This is a genomic window from Micromonospora parathelypteridis (assembly GCF_014201145.1).
Lineage (GTDB): Bacteria > Actinomycetota > Actinomycetes > Mycobacteriales > Micromonosporaceae > Micromonospora > Micromonospora parathelypteridis.
The window spans coordinates 831,234-846,928 of record NZ_JACHDP010000001.1 but is presented as its reverse complement, the minus strand read 5'-3'; the positions used below and the strand labels follow the sequence as shown (position 1 = coordinate 846,928).

Here is a 15,695-nt window from a genome sequence, read left to right as displayed (position 1 = left end):
CGGCGGGAGGCGCGGATTTACGGTCGGCGACGAGTCGACCGCCGCCACAGCAGGCTGGTCGCCACCACGGCGAGGGCGGCCAGCGCGCCGCCGCCCACGAGGACACCGGCTCCCGGACCGCGATCGGGCTCCGCCGCTGCGGCGGCCGATGGGCTGGCCCCTTGGGCGGCTGTGCTGGTCTGCGCTGCGGTGGCCGAAGGGTCGGCCACCGTGAAGGGATAAGACCCCTGGACCGGGTGCCCGTCGGTGGAGACCACCCGGTACGCGACCGTGTACGTGCCGTTCGGCAGGGTGTCGCTCACCTTGACCGTGCTCCTCGCCCCGGCGACCACCGGGTCGCCCGTCGGGATCTTCCGCTTGGAGGCGTCGGTGAGCACGATGGTGGTGAACGTGGGATCGAGCCGCTGCATGAATTCGAGCGTGAGCTCGGTAGGTGCGCTGGGCAGTGTCGCGTCCTTGGCCGGCGACGCGGACCTGAGCGAGTTGTGCGCCCAGGCGGGACCGGCCGGGACGAGCAGTGCCACCAGGGCGGCGAGCACCGCGACAACGAGCCGGACGGCTCGGGAGCGGGACAACGGGACGGTCCTGGTGAGCGACTCTCCGATGGGGCGGTTCATCCGAGCACCTGCTCGCCGATCCAACCGCCGGGCGGGCAGCCGGGCGGGATGGCGAAGACAGCGGATCCGATCGGGGTGGTCCATTCGTTGAGCAGGTCCCGCTCGGCCAGCCGACGTTGGATGGGGAGGAACTGTCGGCTGATGTCGGCCTGGTACGAGGTGAAGATCAGCCCGCTGTCCGCGTGGCCCTCCGTTATCGGAGCGCCGTCGTAGTTGTAGGGCCGACGCAGGATCTTCAGCCGGTCGTCGGTGACGTGTGCCCGGGTGAGGTGGGAGAAGTCCGGGATGACGGTGAGCCCGTCCGGGCCGGTGGCGGCGAAGTCGGGTTCGTCGTGTTCGGCGGTGCCGGTCAGGGGCGCGCCGGTGTCGAGGCGTCGGCCGCTGGCGAGTTCACGGTCGGCGCGGCCGAGCAGGTCCCAGGTCTCCAGGTTCATGCTGATGCGTCGTACGACAAGGGTGGTGCTGTCGCGCAGCCACGCGGGGCCGTCGGGCACCCAGACGGCGGAGTCCATCGGCGTCCCGGGTCGGGGGTTGGCGGTGCCGTCGAGTTGGCCGAACAGGTTGCGTTGGGTGCGGCCGCCGGGCTCCACGCCAGGGCTGCGGCGGAAGCCCTGCTGGACCCACCGGACGGTGGCGAAGGGCCGGCTGTCCTTGAGCAGGACTCGTTGGGCGTGCGCGACGGTTATCGGGTCGTCGGCGCAGATCTGCAGCAACAGGTCGCCGCCGGACCAGGCCGGCTGGAGCCGGTCGATGCGGAACGAGGGCAGCTCGGCCAGGGATGCCGGCCGCCGGTCCTCGACGCCGGCCGCCCGGTACAGGCCGGGGCCGAAGCCGAAGGTCACGGTCAGTCGTGCAGGCAGCAGGCCGAGTTCGGCCTCGGTGTCGGCCAGGGCGGGCTTGCCCTGGGTGAGGCGGGCGGCGTCGTCGGTCAGCAGCCGCAGCATCCGACCCGCCGCGGCCCGCTCGATGCCGGCGCGAAGAGTGAGCGCCACGAACGACGCGTGGGCCTGCGGGTCGGTGGCGACGCCAGCCTGCCGAGGCCCGTGGAACGGCTCGACCGTGCTACCGACGGCGGCGACGGGCACGGCCTCGGGCAGCCGGTCGTCGCGGTCCTCGGCCTGCTTGTCGCCGATCGCGGTGACTCCGGCGACACCGGCGAACGCGCCTCCAGCGGCGAGGGCACCGCCGGTGAGCAGGCCACGTCTGCTCACCGGACGGAGAGTGGGTTCCGGGGTCATGAGGCCGGGCTCATGCTCATTCCCGGCGTCGGGCTGGCCCCATGGCCGGGCGCGTAGCTCTCCTGGGCGCCGGTGAACGGCTTGGCCACCGCGGTGAACGTCTGGGTCCTGAGGTCGGCGAAGGTGAGGGTGAAGGTCAGCTCGTCGCCAGCCTGCACCGGCTGCTTCACGTCCATCAGCATCAGGTGGTCGCCCCCCGGCTCGAGCACATGTGTGCTCTTCGCCTTGATCACGATGCCGCCCGGCTTGGCCTGCATGACCATCTTTCCGTCCTTCATGGTCATCTCATGCAGTTCCATCCGAGACACCTCGGTGGAGGCGCCGGTGATGGTGACGTCGGTCTCGGTGTCGTTGACCAGCGTGCCGAACGCCGCGGTCATGCCCTTGTCGGCGGCCTTCACCCACGGGTCACGGATGCCGACCACGCCCGCGGCGACGCTCGCCGACGCCGACGGGCCCGCAGCGGCGGACGACGGGGTTTCCGACGATCCGCAGCCGGCGACACCGACTGCCAGGAGGGCGGCGGTGGCGAGCAGAGCGACCGGGCGGCGGCCTGCGCCGGCGTGGGTGGTGCTGGGCATGAACGGTCCCTTCGGTAACGGGTCTGGCGTCAGGTTGGTCGGCACCACCAGCGGAAAAGTTCCGGTATGGCTGGCAAATGACGTCACCTGGCTGCCGACGACCGGCCGCCGATCGGGCCGCGCGGGCGTCTACCGACCCCTCACCTCACGGCAGGTTGATCGTGTACTCGGCGGTGTGCACCTTCCCGCCAACCTGGAAGTCGAAGAACGCTCGGTACCGGCCGGAACTCGGAGCGGTCAGCCAGAACTTGACCGTTCCGTCGACCAGTTCCGGCTCGGGGTGGACGTGTACGTAGCCGAGGTCACCCTCGCGGACCACGACCAGGTGCCCGTACGCGCCCAGGTACCGCTCCAGTTGCGCCGACTCCGCCGTGCCGGCGCGGTTGACCTGGAACTGCACCGGCGCCGTCACCGCCACCGTTGGCGTGCCGGTCATCGACACCTCGAACGGCCCAGCCGCCGCTTGTGCCTGCGCCGGTGGCAGGGCGGCCGGCGCGTACGCGCCAGCAACATGGTGGTCGACGCCCAGGACGAGAGGCAGTTGGGCACCGTCGGCCGCGGTCACGGAGAAGTCGGCGTAGATGCGGTAGCCACCGGGCCGGGCCAGCGTCAGGGGGACGCTCCAGGTGCCATCGGAGGCCATCGTCGGGTGCAGATGCTGGTAGCCGCTCAGGTCGCGACCCACCACGATCATGTGCAACGGCTTGTCGTGGACCACCGCGAAGCGTGTCGCCGCCTGCCGGTCGGTCCCGACGATCCGGAACCGGTAGTCCGCGCGTACCCCGGGTGGTTGGGATCGCTCCAGCGGTTGCAGCGTGTACCCGCCGGCGCTGACCGTCGTCCCCGCCGCCAGCGTCTCGCCCGTGCCCCCGTCGCCGGGGTGCGAGTGCGGGCCGGTTCCTGCCGGGTGTTGATGCCCATCGCCTGCGGATATCGCTCGCCCGGAGGTAGCCGGAGCGCCGGCGGGCTGCCGCGCGTTGCTGGTCGGTTCCTCGGTGCCCGTACCGATGCGGGCCAGCCCGAACCCGGCGAGCAGGGCCAGCGTCAGCCCACCGACGAGCAGCGCCAGGTGCGTGTTGCTCAGCCGAGACCCGGGTGTCCCGGCAGCGACATGCTGCAGCAGAGGGTCGGCGGGGGTGGACCGCGACTCGTCCTCCGGGGTGGCTGGTGCCTGCGTCGACCCCGCCTGTTGACCTGCCGGCGTTGACCCGGTCGCGGCGGTCCTGGCGGTGACGAGTGCCCCGCTCCTACGCCCCGCGGGCACGGCGACGCCGCGCTGCCTGCCGCCGGAACCGGCCGCGCCGCCTCGACGACTGCCGCCGGTCGTACCGGTCTTGCCGCCGGTGGTCTTGCTCCCGGCTCGGGGTTCGGAGTCGCGTCGGCCCGAGGGCGCCTTCGATGCGCGGCCCCGGCCGGAGGATCTGCCGGCGGGCGCGGGGCGGCGCCAACCAATGAATCCCGCCACCGCCGCGACGACCGCGACCACCCAGCCGGTCCAGGCCAGGGGGCCGGAACCGCTCTCGTCGTTCGACGCTGCCGAAGCGGCAGCCGTCGCCGGTGCCGCCGACCCGGCTGCTGGGGCCGCCGATCCGGCCGGTGCGGCCGACGCCTGTCCTGACGTCGAATGCTGCTCGATGGCGGCGACGAGGGACGGGTCCGGCTGGTGGGTCGGCGGGCTCCACCCCTGGGGTGCGGCCGTCGCCCGGCCCGTGTAGCGGAAGGTCATCGTGCCCCGGACCGCGTCTCCGTCCGAGGCGACCGACAGGTAGCTCACCGAGTACTGTCCGGCCGCCGGCAGATGGGCGACGGTCACCACCGCCGGGAACCCGGTCTTGTACTCACGCGGTTCGAACTTCCCCTCCACCAGGAAGTACTCCCGCACCGGCTTGTCCAGCGGCTTCGGCTCGCCGTACGTCCAGCCGTTGTCGACGCGGGCGCCGCCCGGGGCGGTGATCGTGAAGTACGCGTTGGCGGCGACCTTCTCCGTGAAGTACAGCTGCACCGCCGCCAGCGGCTCACGCAACGTGGCACCGTCCCCTGGCGTGGACATCGCGAGGGTCCCGTGAGCTGCCGCGGGCTGAGCGGACGCGAGCAGAGCGACCGCCGAGGCGAGGACGAGCGCGAGGAGGGCCGAGACCACTCGCCCGGGAGTCTGGGGGAGACGACGCATCTGAATATCCTCACCACGCCGAGACTTTTTTCAAGAGGCGGTTTCGTTTTTACCGAGATGGCAAAAGTTGGCGAGGTTGGGGATCGATCTTCGTGTCCTGGCGTGGCCTGTCCAGCCGCGAGGCACGCCAGCTGGCTGGGCGGCCTCGCTGACCAGCTATGCTTCCCGGCGGCGCTGGTTCGCCCGGTCGGCTGCCGATCGGGCGTCGTAAGAGGGAACCCGGTGTGAATCCGGGACTGCCCCGCAGCGGTGAGTGGGAACGACCGCCGTCATCAGCACTGGGCCAGTGGCCTGGGAAGCGACGGCCAGTAGGAGATCGGCGTGGAGCCGGTCAGGCCCGCGAGTCCGAAGACCTGCCGGTGCCGCGTACACAACCGTGTGCGCTGCCGTCGGCCTCGCGGGTGGGCTGAGCGGGTGACCTGCCGCGCATCTGCGTGGGTGTGTCCTCGTCAGCGTGTCCGCGTTCCGGTGGTGTGGTTTCCCGAGGGACGGACTACCGCTGTGCACGACATCATCACGATCGACGGTCGAGCGCCGTCGGCGTCGCACCTGACCCTGTCGCAGATCATGGATCAGCACCACACGAACCTGATGGGTACGGTGCACGGTGGCCGGATCCTCAACCTCATCGACTCCGTTGCCGGGGTGGTCGCCGCCCGGCATTCCGACGGGCCGGCCGTCACCGCCGCCATCGACGAGACCGCGTTCCTCCGGGCGGTTCGGGTCGGTGACGTCGTCCACGTCGACGCGCGCATCACCTGGGCGGGACGCAGCTCGATGGAGGTGGCCGTGAAGGTCACCGCGGACCGGTGGGATCGGGCGGTGCCGCCCACCGACGTGGCCACCGCCCACCTGGTCATGGTCGCCATCGACGACGACGGGCAGCCGCGGGCGGTGCCGCCGCTGCTGCCGGAGACGGACGGGGACCGGCGTCGCTACCGGGAGGCGGAGATCCGCCGGGAGCACCGTTTGGCGCTGCGACGGGCGTTGCTCGACGGCGCCGAGGAGGTCTGAGACATGCTCGGACTGTCCGTCGCGACGTTGGCCGGCTCTCGCGGTGTCGGCGAGTGGACGTGGCTCGGTCATGCCTGGTAGGCAGGCGGGTGTGCGAATCGTTTCACTGCTGCCGGCGGCCACGGACATCGTGGCCATGCTTGGCGTGACCGGGCACCTGGTCGGCCGGACGCACGAGTGTGACTGGCCGCCGGGGGACCTCGCCGATATTCCGGCGGTAACTGCGACTTCCCTGCCTGAAGCCCTGACGAGCAGGGAGATCTCGGCGGCGATCGCTGGCGACGCGCACCGAGGATCGTCGTTGTACCAGCTCGACGTCGCCCTGCTGGAGGACTTGAAGCCGGATCTGATCCTGACCCAGGATCTGTGCGACGTGTGTGCGGTCTCCTACGAACGGGTCAACGACGCCGTGCGGATGATCGACCTCGATACCAGGGTGGTGTCCCTGGAGGCGAGGACCATCGGCGGGATCCTGGACACGGTCGACGTCGTGGCCGCGCTGACCGGCACCGAGGGCAGGGCAGCGGAGATCCGGGCTGACGGCGAGCGTCGCCTCGCCGCCTTGCCGGGGTCGGTGACCGATGCGCCGACGGTGCTGTTCGTCGAGTGGCTCGACCCGCTGATGCCCGGCGGACACTGGGTGCCGGAGCAGATCACCTATGCGGGCGGGCGGTCTCTGCTGCTCGGGCCGGGCGCGCACAGCATCCCGCACCGGTGGTCCGTGGTCGCGGACCTGGCTCCCGACGTGGTGGTGTTCGGGCCGTGCGGATTCACGCCCGAGCGAACCTTCGACGAGCTGTCCGTGGCGGCCACGCAACCCGGCTGGGCGGACCTGCCCGCGGTTCGTCAGGGGCAGGTGTGGGTGGTCGACGGGCCCGCCTACTTCAACCGACCCGGCCCGAGGGTCGTCGACGGCGCGGAGATCCTCGCCGCGATCCTTGCTGGCCGTCCAGACGCCCGCGCTCGGCGGGTTCCCGTCGACGCCGGTTGACGCAGCCGCTGGTGAACCTGGGTTCCGCGGGTAGCCGGACCCCGCCGAAGCGCGTCGGCGGCGAAGCGCGGCTCAAGCGACCCGTTGGGCGAGCACCTGCCCTGGCCAGGTTCCAGACAGGAAGCTTTCGGTGGAAGTGAACCCGTGGCGCTCGTAGAACGCCACCAATTCGCCACCGCCGCCCGCCCAGCAGTCGACCCGGAGCAACCGCACGCCGGCTCGCCGGGTTTCGTCCACGGCGTGTGCCAGCAGGGCCGACCCGAGTTTCCGACCGGCGAATCGTCGGTGGGAGACGAGTAGGCGGACGTACCGCTCGGGTTCTTTCGCGGGCGCGATCGGCGCCCGCGGGTTGGGCCCGGAGTCCAACACCAGGGTCGCGGCCGGTGTTCCGTCCACCTCCGCGATGTACGGGAGGTTCTCGGTCAGGTACCGGTCGACCAACTCGGGCCCTCCGGGCTTCTCCGAGAACGGGATCGTGCCCCACTGCTCGGTGTTGCCGCGATCGTTCATCCAGATCACCGCGGAATCGAGCATGTCCAGTACGGCGGGTGCATCGGCCGGGCCACCGCGTCTGATACGTATGCCGCGGGTGATGTCGTCCATGGCGGGATCGTAAACCGCGGCTGGCCGATCACGACCGAGATAATGATCATGGTCCTGGGGAATCCAGCGCCACGCCGACCAGCAGCTCATGCAGGGCATCGCCGTTCGGCGCCCGGTCGGTGCTGCGACCGGGCGGGGCAGGAGTGGTTGGCGCCGCGGCGTCGGCAGCGTGACCTCAGTCCCTGATCTCGCAGATGAGCGCACCGCTCTGCACGTTCGTACCGATCTCAGCGGTCATGCCCTTGACGGTGCCCGCCCGGTGCGCCTGCAGCGGCTGCTCCATCTTCATCGCCTCCAGCACGACGATCAGGTCGCCGGCCTGCACCCGCTGCCCGTCGGCAACCGCAACCTTCGTGATCGTGCCGTGCATCGGGGAGGTCAGCGCCTCTCCGCCCCCGGTGGGCGCACCGCCGGCGGCGGCAAGGCGCTGCGGGGGACGGTTGAGCCCACGGCCCGCTGCGGACGCCCTGCCGAGACCGGCGGGCACGGTGACCTCGACGCGTCTGCCACGGACCTCCACCACCACGGTCTCCCGGTCCTCGGGGCCGGGCACGCCCTGCCCGGGACCCGGGTACGGGGTCAGCCGGTTGGCGAATGCGGTCTCGATCCACCGGGTGTGCACGTCGAACTCGTCATCGGGGGAGTCGGGTGCGAACGCGGGGTCGGCGACCACCGCGCGGTGGAACGGCAGGGTCGTCGCCAGGCCCTCGATCCGGAACTCGGCCAGCGCCCGTCGGGCTCGTTGCAACGCCTGCTGCCGATCCCGCCCGGTGATGACCAGCTTGGCCAGCATGGAATCCCAGGCCGGCCCGATCACCGAACCGGCCTCGACGCCGGGGTCGAGCCGGACGCCGGGACCGCTCGGCGGAACGAAGCGGGTGAGGGTCCCCGGTGCCGGCAGGAAACCGCGGCCGGGATCCTCCCCGTTGATCCGGAACTCGATCGAGTGCCCGCGTACCGGCGGATCTTCGTAACCCAACGGCTCGCCGCGGGCGATCCGGAACATCTCCCGCACCAGGTCGATGCCGGTGACCTCCTCGGTGACCGGATGCTCGACCTGTAGCCGGGTGTTGACCTCCAGGAACGAGATGGTTCCGTCGCGGGCGATGAGAAACTCGCAGGTCCCGGCGCCGACGTAACCTGCCTCCCGGAGGATCGCCTTGGAAGCGTCGTACAGGGTCTCCTGCTGCGCTGGCGAGAGAAACGGCGCCGGCGCCTCCTCGACAAGCTTCTGGTGGCGTCGCTGCAGAGTGCAGTCCCGGGTGGACACCACCACCACGGAGCCGTGCCGGTCGGCCAGACACTGCGTCTCGACGTGCCGGGGCCCGTCGAGATACCGCTCGACGAAACACTCGCCCCGGCCGAACGCCGCGACCGCCTCCCGGACCGCGGATTGGTAGAGCTCGGGGATGTCCGCCACGGCCCGGGCGACCTTCAGACCCCGGCCACCACCACCGAACGCGGCCTTGATCGCCACCGGCAGCCCGTGCTCGCTGGCGAACGCGACGACCTCGTCGGCGCCGGCCACCGGACCCGGCGTGCCGGCCACCAAGGGAGCGCCCACCCGCTCGGCGATGTGCCGGGCGGTGACCTTGTCGCCCAAGGCCCGGATCGCCGCCGGCGGCGGGCCGATCCAGGTGAGGCCGGCGTCCAGCACCGCCTGGGCGAACTCGGCGTTCTCGGAGAGGAACCCGTAGCCGGGATGCACGGCGTCGGCCCCGGAGTCGACGGCCGCCCTCAGCACCTTGGTCGTGTCCAGGTAGCTGGTCGCGGGGGTCTCGCCGCCGAGCGCGTACGCCTCGTCGCAGACCCGTACGTGCAGGGCGTCGCGATCGGGCTCGGCGTAGACCGCGACGCTGGCGAGCCCTTCGTCGGAGCAGGCCCGCGCTATGCGGACCGCGATCTCGCCACGATTGGCGATGAGAACCTTGTGCACGACAGCTCTCCAGTCTTCTCCGGTGCCGGTCATCGGGTCGGCGGCGGCATCCAGCCGGCGGTCCGCCAGGCACCCTGCCCGAGCTCGACCGGCCGGCCGGTCATCCGCCGCGCGGGGGCCGCCCAGGCCGCACCAGCCGCCGCGGCGGAGCGGGACCGCAACAACGCGGCCACCACGATCGTGGCCAACTCCTCGTCGCTCGGGTCGCCGTGCACCACGAGGCGCGGCATCGCGGTGCTCACAGCGGGATGTTCCCGTGCTTGCGCGCGATCCGGGTCGTGCGCTTGTCGCGCAGCGCCTCCAGCGCCCGGGTCACGGCGAGCCGGGTCTCGTGCGGCATGATCACCTCGTCGATGTAGCCGCGCTCGGCGGCCACGTACGGGTTGCACAGGGCGCGCTCGTATTCCGCGCGCAGCCGAAGGCGCTCGGCGGCCGGGTCGGCGGCTTCCGCGACAGCGCGCCGGTGCAGGACCGTCACGGCGCTCTCACCACCCATGACCGCGATCTCCGCCGTGGGCCAGGCCAGGTTGATGTCGATGCCGAGGTGCTTGGAGCCCATGACGCCGTAGCCACCCCCGTAAGCCTTGCGAGTGACCACCGTGACCATGGGAACGGTGGCCTCGGCGTACGCATAGATCAGTTTCGCGCCGCGTCGGATGATGCCGTCGGTCTCCTGCTCGACGGCGGGCAGGAATCCGGGTACGTCGACGAAGGTCAGCACCGGTACGTGGAACGCGTCGCACATGCGGATGAACCGGGCAGCCTTCTCGCAGGCGTCGATGTCCAGAGCCGCCGCTGAGACCATCGGCTGGTTGGCCACGACGCCGACGCTGCGCCCGGCGACCCGGCCGAAGCCACAGATGATGTTGCGGGCGAACAGTTGCTGGGTCTCGAGCAGTTCACCGTCGTCCAACACGGCCCGCACCACCCGCTGCATGTCGTACGGCTGGTTGGGCCGATCCGGGATGAGCCCATCGAGCTCCCGGTCCTCGGCGGTGATCTCGGCGACCACCGGGGCGTCGTAGGCCGGCGGCTCCTGCATGTTGTTCGAGGGCAGGTGACTGAGCACCACGCGGATGTACTCGAATGCGTCCTTCTCGTCCCGGGCCAGGTAGTGCGAGGAACCCGAGACGGTGTTGTGGCGCATGGCGCCGCCGAGCTCCTCACGGTCCACCCGCTGGCCGGTGACGGTGTGCAGCACCTCGGGCCCGGTCACGAACATGTGCGAGATGTTCTCGACCATGACAACGAGGTCGGTGACCGCCGGCGCGTACACCGCGCCACCGGCGCACGGACCCACCATGAGGGAGATCTGCGGGATGACCCCGGACGCGGCGACGTGGCGCTTGACCAGCTCGGCGTAGAAGGCCAGGGAGACGACACCCTCCTGAATGCGCGCACCACCGGAGTCGTTGATCCCGATGATCGGGCAGCCGGTCTTGAGCGCCAGGTCCATGATCTTGACGATCTTCTCGCCGTACACCTCCCCGAGGCTCCCTCCGAAGACCGTGAAGTCCTGGGCGAAGACGCAGACCCGCCGGCCGTCGATGGTGCCGTAGCCGGTGACCACACCGTCGCCCAGTGGCCGGTGTCGATCCATCCCGAAGTCGCGGCTGCGGTGCCGGGCGAAGGCGTCCAGCTCGACGAAGGATCCCGCGTCGAAGAGCGCGTCGATCCGCTCCCGCGCGGTCATCTTGCCCTTCTCGTGCTGGCGGCGTACCGCGTCGGTCTCGGCCATGGCCGCCAGTTCCGTGCGGCGGTTGGCCAGTTCGGCGATGCGCTCCGCGGTGCTCGCCGTGATCTCGTCAGCGGACATCGGCGGCACCCGCCCGGACCACCGCGACCGACTCGGCCGACTTCAACTCGCCGTTCAGGTACAGCGCGCGGCAGGCGCGCCGCTGCACCTTCCCGCTGGAGGTCCGCGGCACGACGCCGCGCCGGACCACCACGACCCGGTCGGCGTCCAGCCGCACACCGTCGCGGATCGCGGCGTGGACGCGCTTCCTGAGCTCGTCGGCTCCGGTGGACCGCAACACCCGCCCATCGGCCTCCACCACGACGATCAACTGCTCGGTCAGCCCGTCGTCGACCGAGAACGCGGCCGCGCAGTTGGTCTGCAGACCGTCCACCGAGGACTCGGCCAGCAGCTCGATGTCCTGGGGATAGAAATTGCGCCCGTTGCGAATGATGACGTCCTTGAGTCTGCCGGTGACGAACAGCTCACCGTCGAGCAGGAAACCCAGGTCACCGGTACGCAGGTGTGCCTGGCCCGACGGGTCACCGGCGATTCGGGCGGCGAACGTCTCATCGGTCTCGCGCGGCCGGTCCAGGTAGCCCATGGCGACACACGGACCGTGGATCCAGATCTCACCGACGACGCCCGGCGGGCAGACGCCGCCGTTCTGCGGGTCGACGACGCGTACCGTGGTGCGGCCAACCGCCCGGCCCAACCCGACCAGTGGCTGCGCGCCCTCCGCGCCGTCGGCGGCCGGTTCGGCCCGGCCCTCGCGCAGCGCCTGGCTCGACACCCACCGTACGCTGGGCAGGTCCTCCTCGGCGGCGGCAGTCGCCTTGAGGGTGTTCTCGGCGAGACCGTACCCGGCGCACATCGCCTCCGCGGCGAACCCGGCGGCGGCGAACCGCTCGGTGAACGCCTCGATGGTGTGCCAGCGCACCGGCTCCGCGCCGTTGGCGGCGACCCGCCACGAGGACAGGTCGAGGGTGTCGCCGAGGGCCGCGGCGCCGGCGCGCACACACAGGTCGTACGCGAAGCTCGGCGCCGCCGCGTGCGTGCCACGGAACCGGGAGATGGCATGCAGCCAGCGCTCGGGGCGGCGGATGAACGCCTCGGGCGCCATCAGGTAGACCGGGGTGCCGGAGCACAGCGGCAACATGATGCCGAACAGCATCCCCATGTCGTGGAAGAGCGGCAGCCAGGAGACGATGACGTCGTCCGGGCGCAGCGGCCACGACTCCTCGGTCTCGGCGACATTGGCCAGGAAGTTCGCGTGGGTGACTATCACGCCCTTCGGGTCACCGGTCGAGCCCGAGGTGTACTGCAGCAGCGCGATGTCGTCCGGCTCCGGCGCGGCACCGATCCAGTCGGCGGTCGGCGCGGTGAGCGACTCGGTGTCGATCAGCGTCAACCCCCACAGCTCGGGCGCGTCGGCGAAGTCCGTCTCAAGGCGCTGCTTGATCGCGCCGGTGGTCAGCACCGTCGTGGTGCCGGCGTCGTCGGCGATCCGCCGCAGACGCCGCAGGCTGCTACGCCGATTGGGTGCCTGCACCGGCGCGGCGGCGATCCGGGCGTGCAGGCAGCCCAGCAGGGTACGGATGAATTCCAGCCCGGACGGGTACAGCAGCACGGCCCGACCACCGGCAAGACCGGCCTCGGCCAGCGCCCCGGCGCGCAGCCGGGCGGCGGCGTCCAGCTCCCGGTAGGTCAGCGAGCCGTCGGGCTCCTCGCCATCTCGCAGAAAAACGTAGACGACCTCGTCCGGCTGCTTCTCCCGGCGCAGCCGCAGCGCGTCGGTCACGGTGCTGAACGCGGTGGCCCGCGGCTCGAATCCCGTGCTCGTCATGGTGTTTTCCTCTCTTGGCAGTCGTCGCCGCGGCTGGCTCAGGTGTATGGAAGTTCGAGCGGCGCCAGGCTGTGGAAGAGGTCGCCCGGGCCAGGATTTGCCGGATCGGCTGCCCCGCCCAGGTGGTTGAGCACGCCCCACACCGCGTTGAGGGCGGTGGTGACCGCCCCCTCGGCGAAACCAGCGGTCCATGACACGTCGTCGCCGCACAGGAAGAAGCCGCGGTGCTCCGCCGCCATGTCGTGTTGCATGAACTGGGTGAACAACCGGCGCTGATACCGGTAGTGGCCGGGGAGGTTGGCCTTGAAGGCGCCCATGAAGTGCGGCTCGTTCTCCCAACTGACCGCGAGCGGCTCGCCGATCACGTGCGCCCGGATGTCCACCGCGGGATAGATCGAGGCGAGCCGGTCCAGCAGCACGTCGAGCCGTTCGCTGGCCGAGAGCGTCGCGACCTTCTGGGAGTCGTCGTTCCAGGTGTACGACAGACACATCACCGCGGGGTGCTGCGGCCCGTCGTCGAACAGGTACAGACCCCGTATGATCCGGTCGCTCAGCGTCATGCTGAGCACCTCACGGCCGGTCGCCGGGTCGACGTCGCGCCAGAACGGACGGTCGACCAGGACGAACAGCTTCGACGAGCCCATGTAGTGGGTACGCTCGACCGCAGTCCACAGCGGGGTCGGCATCAGCGCCTCGTCACAGCGGACCCGGTTCAGCAGCGTCCAAACGTGCGGCGTGTAGACCACCGCGGGATAACGGACCACCCCGCCGCCGGCGTCCTCGACCAGGATGTCGCGGCCGACCCGGCGCAGCCCGGTCACCCCGGGACGGGGCGAGCCGCCGTGCAGCCGGGTCAGCGATGTGCCGGCCGGCCAGTGCGCGAGGTCCGCCGGGCGGTGCTCCCACAACCCTCGGGGGAGCTGCTGTGAGCCGCCCAGGATCGCGACGTGGTTCTCGTCGGCCTCGGTGGACACCACCCGGAAGATCTCCAGGATCGAGTTCGGAAAGTCGGTGTCCCAGCCACCGGTCCCGAACCCGACCTGGCCGAACAGCTCCCGGTACCGGAACGAGTCGAAGCCGGGGCTGGTCGCGAGGAAACCGTAGAACGACTGGTCGTCGTACTCCTCGACCAGGCGGTTCCAAATGGTCTTGAGGGTGGGCAGATCGCGGTCGCGCAGCGCGCTGCGCAGGGTGGACAGCTCGGCCCGTTCCTGAAGCGCCTTGGTCCACAGCTCGGTGACGGTCTGGTACTGCTGCGGCAGGTCGGCGTCGGTCCGAGCGAACTCGCGCTCGCCGTTCAGATCGATCACCGTGCTCGGCGTGGTCGGGGCCAGCGGGTTCGGGAACGGGCGGGTGGGCAACCCAAGCAGGTCGATGTAGTGGAACAGGGAACGGGCCGCCACCGGGAACCGCATCGCGCCCATCTCGGCCACCTGGCCCGGATGGCCCGGGAACGACACCGAGCGCATCCGTCCGCCGATCTGGTCGGCCTCGTACACCACCGGCCGCAGGCCCAGGCGCATCAGCTCGTACGCCGCGGTGAGCCCCGCCATCCCACCGCCGATCACCGCCACCGGGGTGCCGGCCCGCTCCGGTGGCAGCGTGCCCAGCCCGGCGGGGTGGCCGAGCCATCCGTCGTAGGAGAACGGGAAGTCCGGCACTAGCATCGTCACCGGAGGGGAATCGGCTGCAGTCATCGCATACGCCCTTTAGCCTGAGTCGGCAATACTGATCTGGATTCGGAACCGTCCGGCTCGGTCGTGCACGTTCGACGACGCTATTTGCGGCCGTCGTTGCAGGACAACCCCTATCCGCCGGGCGACGATCCCCCCTAACCGGGCGCGGGCATGCCGGCTGGGGTCCGATAGGGGTTGATGGGGGTAGCCCCGGGACCGCACCGGTGACTATCGTCGGCAAAGCTGTCCGCCGGCTGACTGTGGGTGAATCTCGATGGAACAGAAGACAGCGGTTGTCTTCCCGGGAATGGGACCTTCTAATTTCTCCACGGTCGGGAGGTTCATGGTCCTCGACCCGTACGCGCGCCGTCGTATAGCCACCACCGACGAGGTTCTCGGATACAGCCTCCTGGACCGATTCTACGAATCCGACGACGACTATTCCGAATACACCCAGATCGCATTCCTCGTCAATTCGGTGGCGCTCGCCGACCGGGCGGTGGCCGAGGGCGGCATGCGCGCGGACGTCTGCGCCGGACCCAGCTTCGGGCAGAAGGCCGCCGCCTACTGGGCCGGGTCGATGGACTTCGGCGACGTGGTGCGGATGACCGCCGAGCTCGCCCGGTGCGAACGCGACTACTTCGCCGACCAGCACACGGACGTGGTCACGCACTCGTTCGTCCGGGTGCCCGAGGACCGCCTCCAGGAGTACCTGGACGACCTGACCCGTCGCGGCGGATGGTACGACATCTCCGGCCGCCTCGACCGTGGCTTCCTCATGCTGTCGATCCGCGCGGGCCTGCTGGACGAACTCAAACAGGCGATCAGCGACATGGGCGGCTATTCGATGTACACCATGCGCCCGCCGGTGCACGCCGCAATATTCGACGGCCTGCGCCGCCGTGCCGAGGAATCGGTGATCGGACGATATGCGATCGAAGCACCCCGGATGCCGGTCATCGCCGATCAGGACGGCCGGCTGGTGACCACTGCGGACGACATGCAAAGAATGCTGCTCGACACGTTCGACCGCCCGATCGACTGGCCGGCGATGGTCGCCACGCTGATCGAATCAGGGGTCAAGCGGATGTACATCACCGGGCCGGAGAACCTCTTCCGCCGGGTCGATTGCACGCGCCGCAATTTCGAGGTCGTGAACGTCGACCCGAAAGCGGCCCTGCGTACGTTGCTGACGCCTGCCTGACCCCGGTCGCGGTGGGGTCCGTAGGGGTGTGTTGCGTTTCCGGCGCCCACGTAATGTCGCCGCGAGTCGCGTTCTCTTTCAGGG

Annotated in this window: 13 protein-coding genes and 1 riboswitch; of the genes, 3 read left to right on the top strand and 10 right to left on the bottom strand. The window is 70.5% G+C overall.

Annotation, left to right across the window (positions count from 1 at the left end; genetic code table 11):
* Positions 1-17: 17 nt before the first annotated feature.
* The 4 genes from HNR20_RS03245 to HNR20_RS03230 form a co-directional block, all read right to left on the bottom strand.
* On the bottom strand, positions 18-617 hold the full coding sequence (locus HNR20_RS03245) for a copper resistance CopC family protein (RefSeq protein ID WP_184176358.1): 600 nt from the start codon (positions 615-617) through the stop codon (positions 18-20).
* On the bottom strand, positions 614-1,855 hold the full coding sequence (locus HNR20_RS03240; RefSeq protein ID WP_184176356.1) for a Dyp-type peroxidase: 1,242 nt from the start codon (positions 1,853-1,855) through the stop codon (positions 614-616). The genes HNR20_RS03245 and HNR20_RS03240 overlap by 4 nt, the downstream gene beginning before the upstream one ends.
* Positions 1,852-2,436, bottom strand: coding sequence for a copper chaperone PCu(A)C (locus tag HNR20_RS03235; protein ID WP_184176354.1), 585 nt, complete (start codon positions 2,434-2,436; stop codon positions 1,852-1,854). Before HNR20_RS03235 ends, HNR20_RS03240 begins: the two co-directional genes overlap by 4 nt.
* Before the next feature lie 145 nt (positions 2,437-2,581).
* Positions 2,582-4,606: a copper resistance CopC family protein gene (locus HNR20_RS03230; protein WP_184176352.1), complete on the bottom strand. Its 2,025-nt coding sequence runs from the start codon at positions 4,604-4,606 to the stop codon at positions 2,582-2,584.
* Positions 4,607-4,764: 158 nt separating this feature from the next.
* A riboswitch (cobalamin riboswitch) is annotated at positions 4,765-4,981 on the top strand.
* A gap of 192 nt (positions 4,982-5,173) precedes the next feature.
* Here HNR20_RS03230 and HNR20_RS03225 point away from each other — a divergent pair.
* Complete coding sequence (locus HNR20_RS03225) at positions 5,174-5,620, top strand: acyl-CoA thioesterase (protein WP_260321991.1); 447 nt, start codon at positions 5,174-5,176, stop codon at positions 5,618-5,620.
* Positions 5,621-5,711: 91 nt separating this feature from the next.
* Positions 5,712-6,611: an ABC transporter substrate-binding protein gene (locus HNR20_RS03220; protein ID WP_184176348.1), complete on the top strand. Its 900-nt coding sequence runs from the start codon at positions 5,712-5,714 to the stop codon at positions 6,609-6,611.
* Between the two features lie 72 nt (positions 6,612-6,683).
* Here HNR20_RS03220 and HNR20_RS03215 read toward each other — a convergent pair whose 3' ends face one another.
* From HNR20_RS03215 to HNR20_RS03190, 6 genes are all read right to left on the bottom strand, one after another.
* A complete protein-coding gene (locus HNR20_RS03215) occupies positions 6,684-7,214 on the bottom strand; it encodes a GNAT family N-acetyltransferase (protein WP_184176346.1) in 531 nt (176 codons plus the stop codon).
* A 175-nt stretch (positions 7,215-7,389) separates the two neighbouring features.
* Positions 7,390-9,150, bottom strand: coding sequence for an acetyl/propionyl/methylcrotonyl-CoA carboxylase subunit alpha (locus tag HNR20_RS03210; protein ID WP_184176344.1), 1,761 nt, complete (start codon positions 9,148-9,150; stop codon positions 7,390-7,392).
* A gap of 29 nt (positions 9,151-9,179) precedes the next feature.
* Positions 9,180-9,392, bottom strand: coding sequence for an acyl-CoA carboxylase epsilon subunit (locus HNR20_RS03205; protein ID WP_221309682.1), 213 nt, complete (start codon positions 9,390-9,392; stop codon positions 9,180-9,182).
* Positions 9,389-10,966 (bottom strand): acyl-CoA carboxylase subunit beta, encoded by a 1,578-nt coding sequence (locus tag HNR20_RS03200; protein WP_184176342.1) that lies wholly within the window; start codon positions 10,964-10,966, stop codon positions 9,389-9,391. The genes HNR20_RS03205 and HNR20_RS03200 overlap by 4 nt, the downstream gene beginning before the upstream one ends.
* On the bottom strand, positions 10,956-12,731 hold the full coding sequence (locus HNR20_RS03195; RefSeq protein WP_184176340.1) for a fatty acyl-AMP ligase: 1,776 nt from the start codon (positions 12,729-12,731) through the stop codon (positions 10,956-10,958). The genes HNR20_RS03200 and HNR20_RS03195 overlap by 11 nt, the downstream gene beginning before the upstream one ends.
* Positions 12,732-12,769: 38 nt before the next feature.
* Positions 12,770-14,398, bottom strand: coding sequence for a flavin monoamine oxidase family protein (locus HNR20_RS03190; protein WP_229687224.1), 1,629 nt, complete (start codon positions 14,396-14,398; stop codon positions 12,770-12,772).
* 283 nt (positions 14,399-14,681) lie between these two features.
* On the opposite strand from HNR20_RS03190, the gene HNR20_RS03185 reads away from it, so the two are divergent.
* Entirely contained in the window at positions 14,682-15,611 is a 930-nt protein-coding gene (locus HNR20_RS03185; RefSeq protein WP_221309680.1) for an ACP S-malonyltransferase, read from the top strand.
* Positions 15,612-15,695: the final 84 nt, after the last annotated feature.